This window comes from Salmonella sp. SAL00672, from assembly GCF_046552175.1.
GTDB lineage: Bacteria > Pseudomonadota > Gammaproteobacteria > Enterobacterales > Enterobacteriaceae > Salmonella > Salmonella enterica.
The window spans coordinates 383,841-400,231 of sequence record NZ_JBGDUQ010000002.1 but is presented as its reverse complement, the minus strand read 5'-3'; the positions used below and the strand labels follow the sequence as shown (position 1 = coordinate 400,231).

13 protein-coding genes are annotated in these 16,391 nt (G+C 54.0%); 4 read left to right on the top strand and 9 right to left on the bottom strand.

Annotation, left to right across the window (positions count from 1 at the left end; genetic code table 11):
- Nucleotides 1–55 precede the first annotated feature (55 nt).
- Complete coding sequence (locus ACLJTG_RS07725) at nucleotides 56–1,096, top strand: NADP(H)-dependent aldo-keto reductase (protein ID WP_000558960.1); 1,041 nt, start codon at nucleotides 56–58, stop codon at nucleotides 1,094–1,096.
- 86 nt (nucleotides 1,097–1,182) lie between these two features.
- Here the strand turns inward: ACLJTG_RS07725 and lplT are convergent, their stop codons facing one another.
- Nucleotides 1,183–2,385, bottom strand: a complete 1,203-nt coding sequence (lplT, locus tag ACLJTG_RS07720) for a lysophospholipid transporter LplT (protein ID WP_021000740.1) — start codon at nucleotides 2,383–2,385, stop codon at nucleotides 1,183–1,185.
- Nucleotides 2,378–4,537 (bottom strand): bifunctional acyl-ACP--phospholipid O-acyltransferase/long-chain-fatty-acid--ACP ligase, encoded by a 2,160-nt coding sequence (gene aas, locus ACLJTG_RS07715; protein WP_000896095.1) that lies wholly within the window; start codon nucleotides 4,535–4,537, stop codon nucleotides 2,378–2,380. Before aas ends, lplT begins: the two co-directional genes overlap by 8 nt.
- Before the next feature lie 592 nt (nucleotides 4,538–5,129).
- Here aas and galR point away from each other — a divergent pair.
- The gene (gene galR / locus ACLJTG_RS07710) at nucleotides 5,130–6,158 is read left to right on the top strand and encodes an HTH-type transcriptional regulator GalR (RefSeq protein ID WP_000201030.1); all 1,029 of its coding nucleotides are present in this window, start codon (nucleotides 5,130–5,132) and stop codon (nucleotides 6,156–6,158) included.
- Nucleotides 6,159–6,168: 10 nt separating this feature from the next.
- Nucleotides 6,169–7,191, top strand: coding sequence for a LacI family DNA-binding transcriptional regulator (locus tag ACLJTG_RS07705; protein WP_000968339.1), 1,023 nt, complete (start codon nucleotides 6,169–6,171; stop codon nucleotides 7,189–7,191).
- Between the two features lie 9 nt (nucleotides 7,192–7,200).
- Here the strand turns inward: ACLJTG_RS07705 and lysA are convergent, their stop codons facing one another.
- Nucleotides 7,201–8,463: a diaminopimelate decarboxylase gene (gene lysA, locus ACLJTG_RS07700; protein WP_000056576.1), complete on the bottom strand. Its 1,263-nt coding sequence runs from the start codon at nucleotides 8,461–8,463 to the stop codon at nucleotides 7,201–7,203.
- Nucleotides 8,464–8,580: 117 nt separating this feature from the next.
- On the opposite strand from lysA, the gene ACLJTG_RS07695 reads away from it, so the two are divergent.
- On the top strand, nucleotides 8,581–9,516 hold the full coding sequence (locus tag ACLJTG_RS07695) for a LysR family transcriptional regulator (RefSeq protein WP_000741798.1): 936 nt from the start codon (nucleotides 8,581–8,583) through the stop codon (nucleotides 9,514–9,516).
- Here ACLJTG_RS07695 and ACLJTG_RS07690 read toward each other — a convergent pair.
- The 6 genes from ACLJTG_RS07690 to ACLJTG_RS07665 form a co-directional block, all read right to left on the bottom strand.
- Complete coding sequence (locus ACLJTG_RS07690) at nucleotides 9,488–10,195, bottom strand: aspartate/glutamate racemase (RefSeq protein WP_000848629.1); 708 nt, start codon at nucleotides 10,193–10,195, stop codon at nucleotides 9,488–9,490. The genes ACLJTG_RS07695 and ACLJTG_RS07690 overlap by 29 nt on opposite strands.
- Nucleotides 10,196–10,307: 112 nt before the next feature.
- The gene (gene araE / locus ACLJTG_RS07685) at nucleotides 10,308–11,726 is read right to left on the bottom strand and encodes an arabinose-proton symporter AraE (RefSeq protein WP_000253650.1); all 1,419 of its coding nucleotides are present in this window, start codon (nucleotides 11,724–11,726) and stop codon (nucleotides 10,308–10,310) included.
- 353 nt (nucleotides 11,727–12,079) lie between these two features.
- The gene (kduD, locus tag ACLJTG_RS07680) at nucleotides 12,080–12,841 is read right to left on the bottom strand and encodes a 2-dehydro-3-deoxy-D-gluconate 5-dehydrogenase KduD (protein WP_000602490.1); all 762 of its coding nucleotides are present in this window, start codon (nucleotides 12,839–12,841) and stop codon (nucleotides 12,080–12,082) included.
- Nucleotides 12,842–12,897: 56 nt separating this feature from the next.
- Nucleotides 12,898–13,734: a 5-dehydro-4-deoxy-D-glucuronate isomerase gene (kduI, locus tag ACLJTG_RS07675; RefSeq protein WP_000383274.1), complete on the bottom strand. Its 837-nt coding sequence runs from the start codon at nucleotides 13,732–13,734 to the stop codon at nucleotides 12,898–12,900.
- A gap of 430 nt (nucleotides 13,735–14,164) precedes the next feature.
- On the bottom strand, nucleotides 14,165–15,343 hold the full coding sequence (locus tag ACLJTG_RS07670) for an acetyl-CoA C-acetyltransferase (RefSeq protein ID WP_000665980.1): 1,179 nt from the start codon (nucleotides 15,341–15,343) through the stop codon (nucleotides 14,165–14,167).
- Nucleotides 15,344–15,465: 122 nt separating this feature from the next.
- Complete coding sequence (locus ACLJTG_RS07665; RefSeq protein ID WP_001270774.1) at nucleotides 15,466–16,329, bottom strand: LysR family transcriptional regulator; 864 nt, start codon at nucleotides 16,327–16,329, stop codon at nucleotides 15,466–15,468.
- Nucleotides 16,330–16,391: the final 62 nt, after the last annotated feature.

Here is a 16,391-nt window from a genome sequence, read left to right as displayed (position 1 = left end):
ATTTTTATTGTCCTTTGTCGGGAATTTCTGACTTCATAATAAAAAGGAAACGGCTATGCACTATCACCGTATACCCCACAGCTCGCTCGAAGTAAGTACGCTAGGGCTGGGCACAATGACATTTGGTGAACAAAACAGCGAAGCCGACGCTCACGCACAGCTCGACTATGCCATCGCAAATGGCATTAACCTTATCGACGCCGCCGAGATGTATCCGGTACCGCCGCGCCCGGAAACACAAGGGCTGACGGAGTCCTATATCGGTAACTGGCTCGCTAAACGCGGCAACCGTGAAAAACTGATCATCGCCAGCAAAGTCAGCGGACCGGCACGTAATAATGATCAAGGCATCCGGCCTCATCAGGCGCTGGATCGTAAAAATATTCGCGAAGCGCTACACGACAGTTTGACCCGATTGCAGACCGACTATCTGGATTTGTATCAGGTGCACTGGCCGCAGCGCCCCACTAACTGCTTCGGTAAACTCGGCTATAACTGGACGGACTCCACGCCAGTAGTAAGTCTGCTGGAGACGTTAGACGCGCTAAGTGAGTTTCAGCGAGCGGGTAAGATTCGTTATATTGGCGTTTCAAATGAGACAGCGTTTGGCGTTATGCGCTATCTGCATCTGGCGGAAAAACATGACCTACCGCGTATTGTCACGATCCAGAACCCCTATAGCCTGTTAAACCGCAGCTACGAGGTCGGGCTGGCGGAAGTCAGCCAGTATGAAGGTGTTGAATTGCTCGCCTATTCCTGTCTGGCGTTTGGCACATTAACCGGTAAATACCTGAACGGGGCCAAACCCGCAGGCGCGCGGAATACCTTGTTCAGCCGCTTCACACGTTACAGCGGCGAACAGGCGCAAAAAGCCGTTGCCGCCTACGTCGATATCGCGAAGCGTCACAATCTTGATCCGGCGCAGATGGCGCTGGCCTTTGTTCGCCGCCAGCCGTTTGTCGCCAGTACGTTACTGGGCGCAACCACGATGGCGCAGCTCAAGACGAATGTGGAAAGTCTGCATCTGACGTTAAGCGAAGAGGTTCTGGCGGAGATTGAGGCGGCGCATCAGGTTTATACCTATCCGGCGCCGTGATGGTCAGTGCCCGGTGGCGCTACGCTTCCGGGCTTACAGAGACAATGTAAGCCGGATAACGCGCGCTCGCCGCCCGGCGTATTCACTCAGTATGATGCCTGCCGGCGCTGCCAGATCCACAGCGCCGCGATCGCCAGCGCGAACAGCACGCCAAAGCCGATACCTATCGCCACTGCCGGAACGCCAACCAGCACCGCCAGCGAGTACAGTCCCAGCATTAATAGCATGGCGCTATTCTCGCCCAGATTTTGTACGGCAATGGCATTCCCGGCACCAACGCTCTTCTTACCGCGCTCCTGGAGCAAAGCGTTGAGCGGCACCACAAAAAAGCCGCCCAGCATACCTATCAACAGCAACAAGGCATAAGCAGGCAGCAATGCGTGCTGTAATGAGAAGATCGCAACCACAACGCCAATCAAAATCCCGGCGGGCATACAGCGCGATACGGTCTCCAGCGTCACCAGTTTTGCCGCCGCGCCCGCGCCGACCACAATGCCTACCGCCACCATGGCGTTCAGGTAAGTCGGCGTGGCGTTATCCGTAATGCCCAGCGCCAGCGGCACCCACAGCACCAGCAGAAAACGCAGCGTCACGCCTGCGCCCCAGAATAGCCCGGTCCCCACCAGCGAAAACCGCGTTTCACCGTTACGCCAAAGGACAACGCAAGCGCTGAAGAAGCTACGCGTCATCGCCGACAACCGCCAGGATTGTCCTGGACGCGCCGCCACAAGCTTCGGGATAAACAGGTTCGCCGCCACTGCGCCAGCGTAGGCCAACGCGCAGGCAACCAACGCGGCGATGACATGCCAGTCGGCCAATACGCCGCCCGCGACGGAACCGAGCAAAATCGCCGCAATCGTAGAGGCTTCCATCATGCCATTGGCTTTCACCAGCTTATCGCCCGTCGTCAGTTCACCCAGAATACCGTATTTCGCCGGAGAATAAGCCGCCGCGCCGATCCCGACCAACGTATAACCGACAAAAGGATTTACGCCGAGGCAGATACCTGCCGCTCCCGCCAGTTTAAGACCATTGGCGACCATCATCACCCGGCCTTTGGCAAAGCTGTCCGCTATCTGGCCGACAAACGGCGCAAAAAGAATGTAAGCGCCCACAAACACCATTTGCAAAACAGGCTGGCTCCAGTCCGGGTAAAACTGAGCTTTCAGCAGTGCCAGCGTCGCAAACAGCAGCGCATTATCGCCAAAAGCCGAGAGAAACTGCGCGACAATAACCGACAGCATCCCTTTCGACCAGATGGAGGTGTTAGTACGTACTGACTCACTCATGATGTTGTTCCGGCGCATCCACCCAACTTTTCAGCGTCACAAAATCGGGTTTCCCGCTGCCAAGCAAGGGAAGCTGTTTCAGATAACGGATATCACGCGGGACGGCCAGTTCCGGAATACCGTGTTCACGGGCATAGTGCTGTAACTTTTCTCGGGTGAGTTCGCTGTCAGTCGTAAACAATACCAGCGCTTCACCTTTGCTGGCATCGCTTTTAATGGCGGTAGCGTGCATTTTGTCCGCCGAAACGCCAAGCGCCAGTTGCTCGACCATCTCCAGCGAGACCATTTCGCCAGCAATTTTCGCAAAGCGTTTCGCGCGCCCCTGAATCTGCACAAAACCATTTTCATCGAAGCGTACAATATCGCCCGTGTCGTACCACCCGCGCTCGGTTTCGCCTCTGGCGTTTTCCGCCGACGGCACCTCCAGCACGCCCGGTTTTTCCACGCGCAGATAGCCATTCATGATATTCGGCCCTTTCAGCTGTAGCCGACCGCCGTTTTCAATACCGGGCACCGCCAGCAGACGCGCGTCCATGCCAGGCAGAATGCGGCCAACAGTGCCAGGCTTAGCCGCCATCGGCACGTTAATCGAGACTACTGGCGCGCATTCCGTTACCCCGTAGCCCTCAAGAATGCGCAGACCGAATTTATCCTGCCACAGTTGTTTGGTGCTCTCCTGAAGTTTTTCCGCACCGGCCACCACATAGCGCAGGCGATAAAAATCATACGGATTGGCAAAGCGCGCATAGTTGCCGAGGAAGGTTGATGTACCAAACAGCACGGTACAGTTACGGTCATAGACCAGTTCCGGCACAATGCGATAGTGCAGCGGACTTGGATAAAGAAATACTTCCGCGCCGGTCAACAACGGCGTAAACAGGCCCACCGTCAAACCGAACGAGTGAAAGAGCGGCAGCGCCGACATAAAACGGTCATTGGCGGTGAAATCCGCAATCGTTTTTATCTGCTCGACGTTCGCCAGAATGCTTTTATGGCTGTGCACCACCCCTTTCGGGTGCCCTTCCGAGCCGGAAGTAAAAAGAATAATCGCAGCGTCTTCCGGCTGCTGTTTTACCTGCGCCAGTCGCGGCGCCAGGAGGTGGGCAAAAATCCACAGCTTGTCGGCGAGTGTGACGTCCGCTTTTAAATCTTCCAGGTAAACCCAGCGAACCTGCGTTAGCTGTTCCGGCAGGTGCCACAATTTACCTTTATCGAGGAACTGGCGGGAGGTAAAAATCGTTTTAATTTCCGCCGCGGTAATCGCGCTGGTCAGCCCTTTTACCCCCGCTGTGTAGTTCATCATGGCCGGAATGCGGCGACGAGAAACCGCGCCGAAAATCACCGCCGCGCTGATGGCGGCATTCGGCAGCATTAAACCGATTTTCTCGCCCTCAACGCTGTACTTTTCCAGAATCCGGCCAACAAAAAGCGTCTTGGTCAGTAACTTACGATACGTATCCGGCGTAAAGTTAATGTCCTCAATACAGTTTTTACCCGCGCCGTAACGATATTGCGCCGCCAGCAACGATTCGTATAACGTCTCGCGCGGGCGCACCGCCATACGCGCTTCCATCATGATCTGGTGCAGCATCTCACCCGCTATCTTACGTCTGTCGCGCGCGCGCGGCGCTTCCGGCATCGGTATTTGCGTCGGCGGTAAAATATGAAGCTGAATGCGGGGGAATAAGCGCCGTTTAACCAGACCTTTCAGGCGACTGAAAGGCGTAAGCTCCGCGCCGTCAATGCGGAGCGGAATGACGGTTGCGCCCGATTTTGCCGCCACAAAGCCTGCGCCGTCATAAATTTTCATCAGCGAGCCGGTCACGGAAATCCGCCCTTCCGGGAAAATCACCACTGGACGCCCCTGTTCCACCAGACGCACCAGGTGTTTAATGGACATGGGTTTAGTGGGGTCGAGCGGCACAAAATCGATCAGCGGCGTTAACCAGCGCATATACCATTGCTGGCTGATGGAGGTATATACCGCAAAGACAGGCCGTACCGGCAAAAACAGCGCCAGTAGCATACCATCGATAAATGAAACGTGATTGGGGGTAATTAAGACCCGGTTCCCCTGTAGCGCCCGGACATCGCCAGTGACGCGCACACGATAAAGCACGCGAAACAGGTTACGGAAAAATCCAAACAGCATTTCAACTCCCTTTGGCCGACAATTCGCTAAAAGATGAATTGTGGCAGATTACACGAGTTGCGTAACAGGAGCGATAGCAAAATAGGTTCGAAAAAAAACCTGCGCATCCGCGCAGGTTGGTGCAAGAGACAGGTACGAAGAGCGTACCGAATAATCTCACCAATCAATACCTCTGGGATCTTGATTGTGGGCTTCGCGCGTCTGCATCGCCAGTCCGAAAACGCAAAGGAATAAACGGAAATGCAACGAGTTGTGTAAATTATCCGTTACTGTTACAGGTTCAGGCGAAACAAAAAAAAACCTGCGCATCTCTACGCAGGTTGGTGTAATTCGTGTGATCAACAATGACGTTGATTCCACCTATCAATACCTCTGGGATCACCACTCTATCAACCTGACTCGCTGGCCTGCCAGCAGACAATCGCAACAGCGCTTCGCAAACTGTAACGAAAGATTTGTATTGTCACTTTACAGACGCATTTCTCCCGTGCAGGTCACATTTGCCCGACACGGCGGGGCAAGAGGCTTGAACAGACGTTCATTTTCCGTAAAACTGGCGTAATGTAAGCGTTTACCCACTATAGGTATTATCATGGCGACCATAAAAGATGTAGCCCGACTGGCCGGTGTTTCAGTCGCCACCGTTTCTCGCGTTATTAACGATTCGCCAAAAGCCAGCGAAGCGTCCCGGCTGGCGGTGACCAGCGCAATGGAGTCCCTGAGCTATCACCCTAACGCCAACGCGCGCGCGCTGGCACAGCAGGCAACGGAAACCCTCGGTCTGGTGGTCGGCGACGTTTCCGATCCTTTTTTCGGCGCGATGGTGAAAGCCGTTGAACAGGTGGCGTATCACACCGGCAATTTTTTACTGATTGGCAACGGGTATCATAACGAACAAAAAGAGCGTCAGGCTATTGAACAGTTGATTCGTCATCGTTGCGCAGCGTTAGTGGTACACGCCAAAATGATTCCGGATGCGGACCTGGCCTCATTAATGAAGCAAATCCCCGGCATGGTGCTGATTAACCGCATTTTACCGGGGTTAGAACACCGCTGTGTCGCGCTGGATGACCGTTACGGGGCATGGCTGGCGACCCGACATCTGATCCAGCAAGGTCATACGCGTATTGGGTATATCTGTTCCAATCACACTATCTCTGATGCCGAAGATCGCCTGAGGGGCTATTACGATGCGCTGGCGGAAAGCCATATCCCGGCTAACGATCGGCTGGTGACGTTCGGCGAACCGGATGAAAGCGGCGGCGAGCAGGCGATGACTGAGTTATTAGGTCGCGGCAGAAATTTTACCGCGGTGGCCTGCTATAACGACTCGATGGCGGCCGGCGCGATGGGAGTATTAAATGATAATGGCGTGGGGGTGCCGGGCGAAGTATCGCTCATCGGTTTTGATGATGTACTGGTCTCACGCTATGTGCGTCCCCGACTGACCACCATTCGGTATCCGATCGTCACCATGGCGACACAGGCGGCGGAGCTGGCCTTAGCGCTGGCAGGGAAATGCCCTACGCCAGAAGTAACTCATGTATTTAGTCCGACACTGGTACGCCGACATTCGGTGTCCACGCCGACGGATACCGGGCACCTGTCGACAACCGATTAATCAGGGTAGCATGATGGCGACAATGCTGGATGTTTCCCGCCATGCGGGCGTATCAAAGGCCACCGTCTCACGAGTGCTGAATGGGACGGGGCAGGTAAAAGAAAGCACGCGCCAGAAAGTGTTTACGGCGATGCAGGCTCTGGACTATCGCCCCAACCTGCTGGCACGCTCGCTGGCAAATCGCACCAGCAACAGCATCGGTCTGGTCGTCTCTACGTTTGACGGCTTCTATTTTGGCAGTTTGTTGCGCCGGGCGTCGCGCCAGGCGGAGTTTCATAACAAGCAGTTGATCGTCACCGATGGTCACGATACGCCGGAACGAGAGCAGAAAGCCGTACAAATGTTGGCCGACAGACAGTGCGACGCTATTATTCTTTACACTCGCTATATGGATGAGCCGGCGATTTTGTCGTTGATTGACGCCACGGAAATGCCGCTGGTGATTATTAATCGCAACGTCACTCAGGCCCGCGATCGCGCTATTTTCTTCGAGCAGGAGACGGCGGCATTCCAGGCGGTGGAATATCTGATTACGCAGGGCCATCGCGATATCGCCTGTATTACGCTGCCTGTTCATACTCCCACTGGCACATCACGCGTAGCGGGTTATCGCAAGGCGCTGGAAAAGTATGGTATTCCCTGGCAACCGGCAAAAGTGAAATACGGCGATTACACGCTGACGCGCGGCTATGACGCCTGCCGGGAATTACTGGAGGAAGGCGTCACGTTTAGCGCGCTATTCGCCTGTAATGATGACACGGCGCTGGGCGCGGCAAAAGCGCTGCGCCAGGCCGGATTACGCATCCCGCAGGATGTGTCGCTGTTTGGTTTTGACGATGCGCCGGGCGCAACCTGGCTTGAGCCGGGGCTTTCAACAGTCTATTTACCCATCGAGGATATGATAGCCACCGCAATTGATCAGGCCGTTCGTCTGGCGAACAGCGAGCCAGTCGCCCCGATCCCGCCCTTTACCGGCACGCTGATTCTGCGCGAGTCCGTCGCCGCGGGCCCGTTTTTTCAACGTCCAGTCTAATGATGCGCTTCAGAGCATCTCCAGCGCTAACAGCTCTTCAATGGTTTGACGACGGCGGATCAGCCGCGCCTGTCCATTGTCAAACAGTACTTCCGGCAGGAGCGGGCGGCTGTTGTAATTCGATGACATAGACGCGCCGTACGCGCCGGTATCGTGCAATACGAGGTAATCGCCGGGGATGACCGCAGGTAAGGCGCGTGTTTCAACCATTCCCCCTTCCTGCTGCGTAAAAACATCGCCTGATTCGCATAGCGGCCCGGCGACCACCGTCTCGACCCACGGGCCATTTTCAAGCGCGCGACCATCCGCCGCCAGCGCCGAAATACGGTGATAGCTACCGTACATCGCCGGGCGCATCAGATCGTTAAAACCAGCGTCGACCAGCACGAAATGGCGGCTTCCCATCTGTTTTACGCTACGCACCTGCGTTACCAGCACGCCCGATTGCGCCACCAGAAAACGTCCGGGTTCGATCTCAAGTTTGACCGCATGTCCCAGATGGCGGGCGATTTGCTCGCGCGCCGCGTTCCACAGACCATAGTAATGGCGCGTATCAACGGGCTCTTCTCCCTCACGATAAGGTATCGAGAGTCCGCCGCCTGCCGAAATCGCCTCCACATCCTGACCACATTCCAGCACCTGGCGTACCATCGCGCCGCAAACCTGCTCCAGATGGCCATAATCGACGCCGGAACCAATGTGCATATGGATACCGACAAGTTTCAGTCGGTATTTCTGCATTACCGCCAGCGCCGCCGGAAGATCGCTATGCCAGATGCCGTGTTTGCTGTTTTCGCCCCCGGTGTTGGTTTTCTGGCTGTGGCCGTGACCAAAGCCAGGATTCACGCGCAACCAGACGCGATGCCCAGGCGAAACCTGACCAAGCTGCGTCAGCATATCTACCGAGCCGGCATTGACCGGAATATGCAGTTCGCTGACGCGCGCCAGCGTGGCGGCGTCAATCACATCGGCGGTAAAAACGATATCATCAGGGCACGTTTGCGGATCGTAGCCCGCCGCCAGCGCACGTTCGATCTCTCCCAATGAAACAGAATCCACCTTGACGCCCAGCGCGCGCATTAAGCGCAGGATATGAATGTTCGAACAGGCTTTTTGCGCAAAACGCACGACGTCAAACTGCTGCAGGGCGGCTATCTGACGGCGAATAATGTGCGCGTCATAGACCCAGACCGGACAGCCGAATTCAGCAGGCAATCTGAGCAAATTTTCAGCGTTAAGGTCAGTTTCAGCGTGATAATGCGGCAATGACATAACAAACTCCGGAACGGGCTTTTTAACGATTACGCCATACCTTAGAAAGAATAAAAAATATCGTTTTATTGTCAGTCTATGCAAAAATGATATGGGATAAATGATTCAGGGAAACGTATGGCTGCCGTTAATTTACGTCACATTGAAATTTTTCATGCCGTAATGACCGCCGGAAATCTCACCGAAGCGGCGCGGCTGTTGCATACCTCGCAGCCTACCGTCAGTCGCGAGCTGGCGCGTTTTGAGAAAGTGCTGGGATTAACGCTGTTTGAGCGCACACGCGGGCGCTTACATCCGACGGTGCAAGGGCTACGCCTGTTCGAAGAGGTACAACGCTCCTGGTATGGGTTGGATCGCATCGTCAGCGCGGCGGAAAGTCTGCGCGAGTTCCGTCAGGGCGAGCTCTCTATCGCCTGCCTGCCGGTCTTTTCACAATCCTTTTTGCCGCCGCTACTACCACCATTTCTGGCGCGTTATCCGGATGTCAGCCTGAATATTGTGCCGCAGGAGTCGCCGTTGCTGGAAGAGTGGCTCTCCGCCCAGCGCCACGACTTAGGGCTGACGGAGACGCTTCATGCCCCGGCAGGAACAACCCGTACCGAGTTACTAACGCTAAATGAAGTGTGCGTACTTCCCTGCGACCATCCGCTTGCCGCCAAAACGGTACTGACGCCAGACGATTTTCAGGGGGAAAACTTTATCAGCCTCTCCCGCCTGGACAGCTATCGACAGTTATTGGATACGTTATTTGCCGAACATCAGGTGAAGCGCAGAATGGTGGTGGAAACGCATAGCGCGGCCTCCGTCTGCGCGATGGTGCGCGCCGGGGCGGGCGTTTCGATCGTTAACCCGCTGACCGCGCTGGACTATGCCGCCAGCGGCGTCACCGTCCGCCGCTTCAGCATTGACGTGCCCTTTACCGTCAGCCTGATTCGCCCGCTACACCGCCCCGCCTCCGCGCTGGTTGACGCCTTCAGTAAGCATTTACAAACGCACCTTTCGCGCCTGGTCGAACCGCTGGAGGTTATTCTGGGGCCGATGACGAAAGCATAAAGCTCACGGCATCTGCGGCATGAATTGCCGTGGTATCGAAAACCGGTAGCGCGCTTTGCGTCTGGGGAACAAGCAAACCTATTTCAGTACAGCCAAAAATAACGCCCTGCGCGCCTTGCGCAGCCAGTTGTTCGATAACCTGTAAATAATAGTGGCGCGACGCGTCAGTAAATGTCCCCTGACAGAGCTCGTCAAAAATGACCTGATTGATACGCGCCCGATCGTCCGCCTCCGGCACGATGGTCTCAATCGCAAATTGCTGTTCCAGCCGCCCGCGATAAAAATCCTGCTCCATCGTATAGCGAGTCCCTAATAGCGCCACGCGATGCAACCCCTGACGGGCGATAGCTCGCCCGGTAGCATCCGCGATGTGTAGGAAAGGCAGAGAACAACGAGATTCAATAATGTGCGCGATTTTATGCATGGTGTTGGTACACAGCACAATGCCTTCTGCGCCCGCCTGCTGTAACCCCTGCGCGGCCTGCGCCAGGATATCGCCCGCTTTATCCCACTCGCCGCGGCGTTGACATACTTCAATATCGTGGAAATCTACGCTATGCAGCAGTAAGCTCGCCGAGTGCAGGCCTCCCAGCTGCTGTTTAATGCCTTCATTGATTAAACGGTAATAAGGGATAGTCGATTCCCAGCTCATCCCCCCCAACAGCCCGATCGTTTTCACTGCGCTCTCCTTTTTTTAAAGCATTATGGCAGTGAAACAAACTTACACATCCGTTTCCAGTCTATTTTTCATCATGCCGGATAACAGGCGTCATCCGGCATGGGAGGGGTGATTACACGCCAATATTTCTTAGCTTCTCGCCCGCCATCAGCTTGCGTTCGATATGCTCCAGGGTGACATTTTTGGTTTCCGGAATCAGCCAGAAGGTGATGCCGATAAAAGCGATATTCAGCGCGGTGTAAAGCCAGAATGTACCTGCCGCGCCAATGCTGTCCAACAGTGTCAGGAATGTCGCGCCGATGATCATGTTCGATACCCAGTTTGTCGTGGTTGAACAGGTAATGCCAAAATCACGGCATTTCAGCGGCTGGATTTCCGAACACAGTATCCACACCACCGGAGCGGCGCTCATCGCGTAACCGGCGATACACATCATCGTCATCCCAACGGAAAGCCAGGAGAGACCGCTTGATGCCGTACCGTTATCAAACTGCATCAGGCAGTAGCCCAACACCAATGTCCCTAACGCCATTACGCTGAAACCGATTTTTAACGCCGGTTTACGCCCGGCCTTATCGACCGTAAAGACGGCGATAAACGTCGCGAACATAAAAGTCAGTCCGACCACCAGCGTGGCGATCATTTGCTGTTCCGTGGTGGTAAAGCCGGCCATTTTAAAAATGCGCGGCGCATAGTACATAATGATGTTCATGCCGGTGAACTGCTGCATTGCCTGTAGCAGCATACCGAGGAACACGGCGCGGCGAACATTGCGGTTAGCTTTAAATAATGCCCACCCTCCCTGCTTGAGTTTGAGGCTTTCCCGAATCTCATTCAGTTCATCACGGGCTTTTTCCGAGGTATCGCGCAGCATACGCAGCACCTCTTCCGCTTCAATATGGCGACCTTTTTGCGCCAGCCAACGCGGACTATTCGGCAGGAATACCACGAGAATAATGAGCAACACCGCAGGCAGCGCCAGCACGCCCAACATCGCGCGCCAGTTGCCGCTGTAGCTGAATGCCGTATCGGATAAAAAAGCCAGCACAATGCCTAACGTCACCATCAGTTGATACATACTGATCATTTTGCCGCGAACATTTTCACTTGCCATTTCAGAGAGATAAAGCGGCGCGGTATAGGAGGCAATCCCTACTGCTACGCCCAGTATCACGCGGGCGCCAATCAATACTTCCACGCTGGAAGCAAACGCCGACCCCAGCGAGCCGAGCACGAACAAAATCGCGCCAGCCATCAGGCTATACTTACGCCCCAGCCGGAATGAAAGCCAGCCGTTAAATAATGCGCCAATTGCCGCGCCAAGCATCATACTGCTGACGACCCATTCCTGCAGCCGGCTGGTCAGTACGAAATGGTCGGTAATAAAAGGCAGCGCCCCGGCGATAACGCCGATATCCAGACCAAATAACAGTCCCGCTACCGCTGCAGAAACCGAAACAAACATATTCATACGTCGTGTGTCGCGAAGCGAACGCGGCGTTAAAGCAGAGTCATGATTAATAGAGACCATATTTTCCTGCCACAACAGAGTAAGACATAGCCTGAAAGTACGGGATACTCTTCCTCAAGTGTCAGGCTGGAAACGGCATAAATATGGATTAAATGGCTACGCTATAGCGATATGTGATGGATATTACACTTTTTAAATTTAACGCCGTTGCCAGATATTTTTTCAAACCACCAATATTTCAATAATTTAAATCATTGATTATAGCTATTATTTAACAATATATGGATTAAGTTAAACTCACAATATGGACTATGCTAATGAGATCATAAAAAAACCCTGTACGAGGACAGGGCTTTATCAGTTTTTTCGGCCAAAGCGTCGATTTTCCCAGAAACGCATTTGTCAGTAGCGGATTAACGCGCCAGCCAACCGCCATCTACCGCTATGGTATAGCCGTTAATATAATCAGCGGCGCTGGATGCCAGGAAGACTACCGGCCCCATTAAATCGCCCGGTAGCCCCCAACGTCCAGCCGGAATACGGTCAAGAATTTCGGCGCTACGTTGTGCATCAGCGCGCAATTGCTGGGTATTATTCGTGGACATATAGCCCGGCGCGATGGCGTTTACATTGATATTGTGTTTCGCCCACTCGTTCGCCATCAGACGCGTTATTCCCATTACGCCGCTTTTCGACGCGGTATAAGACGGAACGCGAATGCCGCCCTGGAAGGAAAGCATAGACGCGATATTAATAATTTTGCCGCCGTTGCCCTGGGCAATAAAATGTTTTGCCGCCGCCTGAGACATAAAGAACACGCTCTTGATGTTCAGGTTCATAACGTCATCCCAGTCTTTTTCCGTGAAATCAATCGCATCTTCACGACGGATCAAACCCGCGTTATTCACCAGAATATCAATATGACCGTATTCCGCCACCGCCCGTTCCAGTAGCGCCGGAATACCATCGATTTGGCGCAGATCGGCAGTCAGGCTTAAAAAACGACGTCCCAGAGCGGTGACGCGCGCAATAGTTTCCGTCGGTTCAACAATGTTAATACCGACAATGTCACAGCCCGCTTCCGCCAGCCCTAACGCCATCCCCTGCCCCAATCCGGTATCGCACCCCGTCACAACCGCGACTTTACCTTCAAGAGAAAATGCATTCAAAATCATTGTTAATCCTTATTTTTGTCATGCCTGCCACGCACAGGCGTTATCACCGGTCGCGACTAGCGCAGATCTTGTACCGCAACGTGATCCATGTCATCGAAGACCTGATTTTCTCCCACCATGCCCCAAATAAACGTATAGGCTTTGGTGCCAACGCCGGAATGTATTGACCAGCTTGGGGAAATAACCGCCTGTTCATTACGCATCACAATATGACGGGTTTCCTGAGGCTGCCCCATCATATGGAAAACGCAACTGTCCTCTTCCATATTGAAATAGAGGTAAACTTCCATACGGCGCTCATGGGTATGGCATGGCATGGTGTTCCATAGATTACCGGGCGCCAGTTCGGTGAGTCCCATACTGAGCTGACAGGTTTCCAGTACATCCGGTACGAAGTATTTATTGATGGTGCGACGGTTACTGGTGAGGTTATCGCCTAAGGTGACGGGCGCAACGTCGGCAGGCGACACTTTTTTCGTCGGATAAGCGGTATGCGCTGGCGCGCAGTTGTAATAAAACTTCGCCGGTCTGCTCGCCTCATTGCTGACGAAGACCAGCTCTTTCGCCCCTTTACCAATATACAGAGCATCACGATGACCAATATCATGGCGCTGCCCGTCAACGATAATGGCGCCCGCGCCGCCAATATTAATGACGCCCAGCTCGCGGCGGTCCAGTAACCGGGAAACGCCAAGCTGTTTACCCACCTCTCCGCCGATTTCAACAGAATGGCTGACGGGCATAATGCCGCCGACAATAATACGGTCGATATGGCTGTAGACCATCGTATATTCATCAGCGACAAAAATATTTTCTATTAAAAACTCGCGTCGCAGCGCCTGGGTGTCCAGCGTTTTAGCGTGCTCGCTATGGATGCTTTGCCTTACGTCCACTTTTCCCTCCAATGATAAATCGATCGCAATGGCATAAAATCAAAACACTGTTTTGTTTTATTTAACGGCATCATAGTCGCCTGGATAAAGGTTTTCAACAATAAATAAAACAACGTTTCATTTATATGGTTGGTTATTTTTAAAACTGCTGTAGCGATCACGATCGGCGCTAAAACTTACGCACTTGTCTGATTTTCAGACATGTGCGCCAGATGCTGTATGCGGTTACTCAGATAAAAATTGGAGCTTGTTTTAGAACGAGGTCTGATGTGCGAATTGAATTAAAAGCGGTATGCGTCTGCAATGCCCGACGCGGCAAGAAGTTCTGCGCTATAACGAAAAAGGGGGGGTCTGTCACTGGCTTTGCCCTCGTGATAGAGGGCTTTTTATAACGGAATACTGAAGCAGGAAAAGGGTGGCTGGCGTAGGATCAGTCGCGTTCAATGGTTAAAGCAACGCCCTGGCCGCCACCGATACACAGCGTCGCCAGACCTTTTCGCGCGTCGCGTTTAACCATTTCGTGCACCAGTGAAACCAGAATTCGACAGCCGGAAGCGCCAATGGGATGCCCCAGCGCAATCGCGCCGCCATTAACGTTTACCCGTCGCTCATCCCATTCCAGCATTTTTCCTACCGACAACGCCTGGGCGGCAAACGCTTCGTTGGCTTCGATAAGGTCGACCTCCGTCAGTTGCCAGCCGGCACGCTCCAGACAGCGCCGGGTAGCATATACCGGCGCAATCCCCATTAGCGCAGGATCGACGCCGACGCTGGCAAACGCGCGGATGCGCGCCAGCACCGGCAGCCCCAGCGCCTGGGCTTTCGCCTCGCTCATCATCATCACCGCGGCGGCGCCATCGTTGATTGAGGAGGCATTACCCGCCGTCACCGAACCTAAACTATCAAACGCCGGATGCAGCAGGGCTAACCCCTCCGCACTGGCGTCGGCCCGCGGTTGTTCATCCGTATCGACAATTGCGGTCTGCCCATTACGTTGCGTGACGATGGGGACAATCTCATCTTTAAAACGCCCGGTATCAATCGCGGCCCTGGCTTTTTGCTGCGAACTGAGCGCATAAGCATCCTGTAACTCGCGGCTGATGCCATATTCCCGCGCCAGGTTTTCTGCCGTCACGCCAATGTGATAATCGTTGAAGGCATCCCATAAGCCATCATGTACCAGACTATCCACCAGATTGTCGGCATCAGGCAACGCGCCGGTACGGCTGTCATTGAGGACATGCGGCGCACGGCTCATATTCTCCTGCCCGCCCGCAATAACAATGTCCGCTTCGCCGCACTGAATAGCCTGCGTCGCCAGGTGCAACGCTTTTAAACCGGAACCACAAACGTCATTAATAGTAATGGCGGAAACGGTAGTCGGCAGCCCTCCTTTGATGGCTGACTGGCGCGCCGGATTCTGCCCGGCGCCAGCCGTCAGCACCTGACCGAGGATGACCTCATCGATAGCGTTAGCGTCCACGCCGGTGCGCTCAATTAACGCTTTTACGACCATGCTCCCCAGCTCGACGGCGGAATGACGGGCCAGCGTTCCCTGAAAACAGCCGATGGGTGTCCGTAAAGCCCCCACTATCACAACCTCTTTCATTACCACCTCAGCGCAAAATGACACCGCCATAGTAGAGCATTGTTAAAATTAGTTATCTTGATTGTTTAAAAAAAGTGAGTTTTATCACAAAGGAAATGACGCTGATTTGACGGTGACGCAGCTTATTTCTGCTGCAAATGGTAGCGAAGCCAGTTCCCTGCCGTTCCGGGCGGCGTCTTCTTGTTCCACAGCAAATCAATAGCAATCGCCCTCGGCCAGCCAGGAACTTCCAGCTGGGCCAGCGGTTTTTCCGCCGCAAACTCTTCCACCAGCGCGCAGGGCAATACGCACCAGCCAAATCCCTGAACCGCCATGCTCAACAGTAATAAATAGTTTGGCGCTGACCAGGCCGGGCCGCGCGTAATGTTGGCATTAGATTCAAGGTAGGTATTCAGACGCAGCTCGCGCCAGGTATGCAGTTGTTCCCATTGCAGGTTCGTCTGCGACGCCAACGGATGCGTGGTCGCCACATAAACCCCCATCCAGCTTTGAACAGGCAGACGCGTCGCGCCAATGTCTGTGGGATAGTCATCACGCGCTTCAATCAGACCTATCTGGGCGCGCCCTTTTTGCAGCAGGTCGATGACATCATCATTTTCTCCGATCAAACATTCAAACTCGGTATGCGGAAATTGACGATCAAACTGCGCCATTAACTCTTCCAGACTGTCAGGGTGCAGGGTATCAGAGAGGACGAACGTGAGCCTTGCCTCCGTCTCGCCGGATAACGTCAGCGCCACCTCATCCAGGCGGTCGCTCGCCGATAAAATAGCCTGAACATAGCTAAGCACCCGTTTTCCTTCTTCGGTCAGAACGGGCTGGCGCGATGATCGATCAAATAATGAAAATCCCAGATCCGCCTCCAGATGCGCAATGGCGGTACTAATGGTGGACTGGCTTTTACGCAGGCGGCGCGCCGCCGCAGAAAACGAACCGCAAGAGACGGTCTCAACAAATGCCATTAACGCTTCAGGTGAGTAACGCATAACCTATCTACTTTATCGATGGATGTTATCTTTTAGGTATCACATTAAACGATAAAATAGCG

Bases quoted from the DNA above. Each gene is read 5' to 3' on its own strand.
- ACLJTG_RS07695 (WP_000741798.1), top strand. From the start codon at position 8,581: ATGGCTGCCGTTAATTTACGTCACATTGAAATTTTTCATGCCGTAATG.
- lysA (WP_000056576.1), bottom strand. From the start codon at position 8,463: ATGTCATTGCCGCATTATCACGCTGAAACTGACCTTAACGCTGAAAAT.
- ACLJTG_RS07665 (WP_001270774.1), bottom strand. From the start codon at position 16,329: ATGCGTTACTCACCTGAAGCGTTAATGGCATTTGTTGAGACCGTCTCT.
- ACLJTG_RS07670 (WP_000665980.1), bottom strand. From the start codon at position 15,343: ATGAAAGAGGTTGTGATAGTGGGGGCTTTACGGACACCCATCGGCTGT.
- ACLJTG_RS07705 (WP_000968339.1), top strand. From the start codon at position 6,169: ATGATGGCGACAATGCTGGATGTTTCCCGCCATGCGGGCGTATCAAAG.
- aas (WP_000896095.1), bottom strand. From the start codon at position 4,537: ATGCTGTTTGGATTTTTCCGTAACCTGTTTCGCGTGCTTTATCGTGTG.
- kduD (WP_000602490.1), bottom strand. From the start codon at position 12,841: ATGATTTTGAATGCATTTTCTCTTGAAGGTAAAGTCGCGGTTGTGACG.
- araE (WP_000253650.1), bottom strand. From the start codon at position 11,726: ATGGTCTCTATTAATCATGACTCTGCTTTAACGCCGCGTTCGCTTCGC.
- ACLJTG_RS07725 (WP_000558960.1), top strand. From the start codon at position 56: ATGCACTATCACCGTATACCCCACAGCTCGCTCGAAGTAAGTACGCTA.
- lplT (WP_021000740.1), bottom strand. From the start codon at position 2,385: ATGAGTGAGTCAGTACGTACTAACACCTCCATCTGGTCGAAAGGGATG.
- galR (WP_000201030.1), top strand. From the start codon at position 5,130: ATGGCGACCATAAAAGATGTAGCCCGACTGGCCGGTGTTTCAGTCGCC.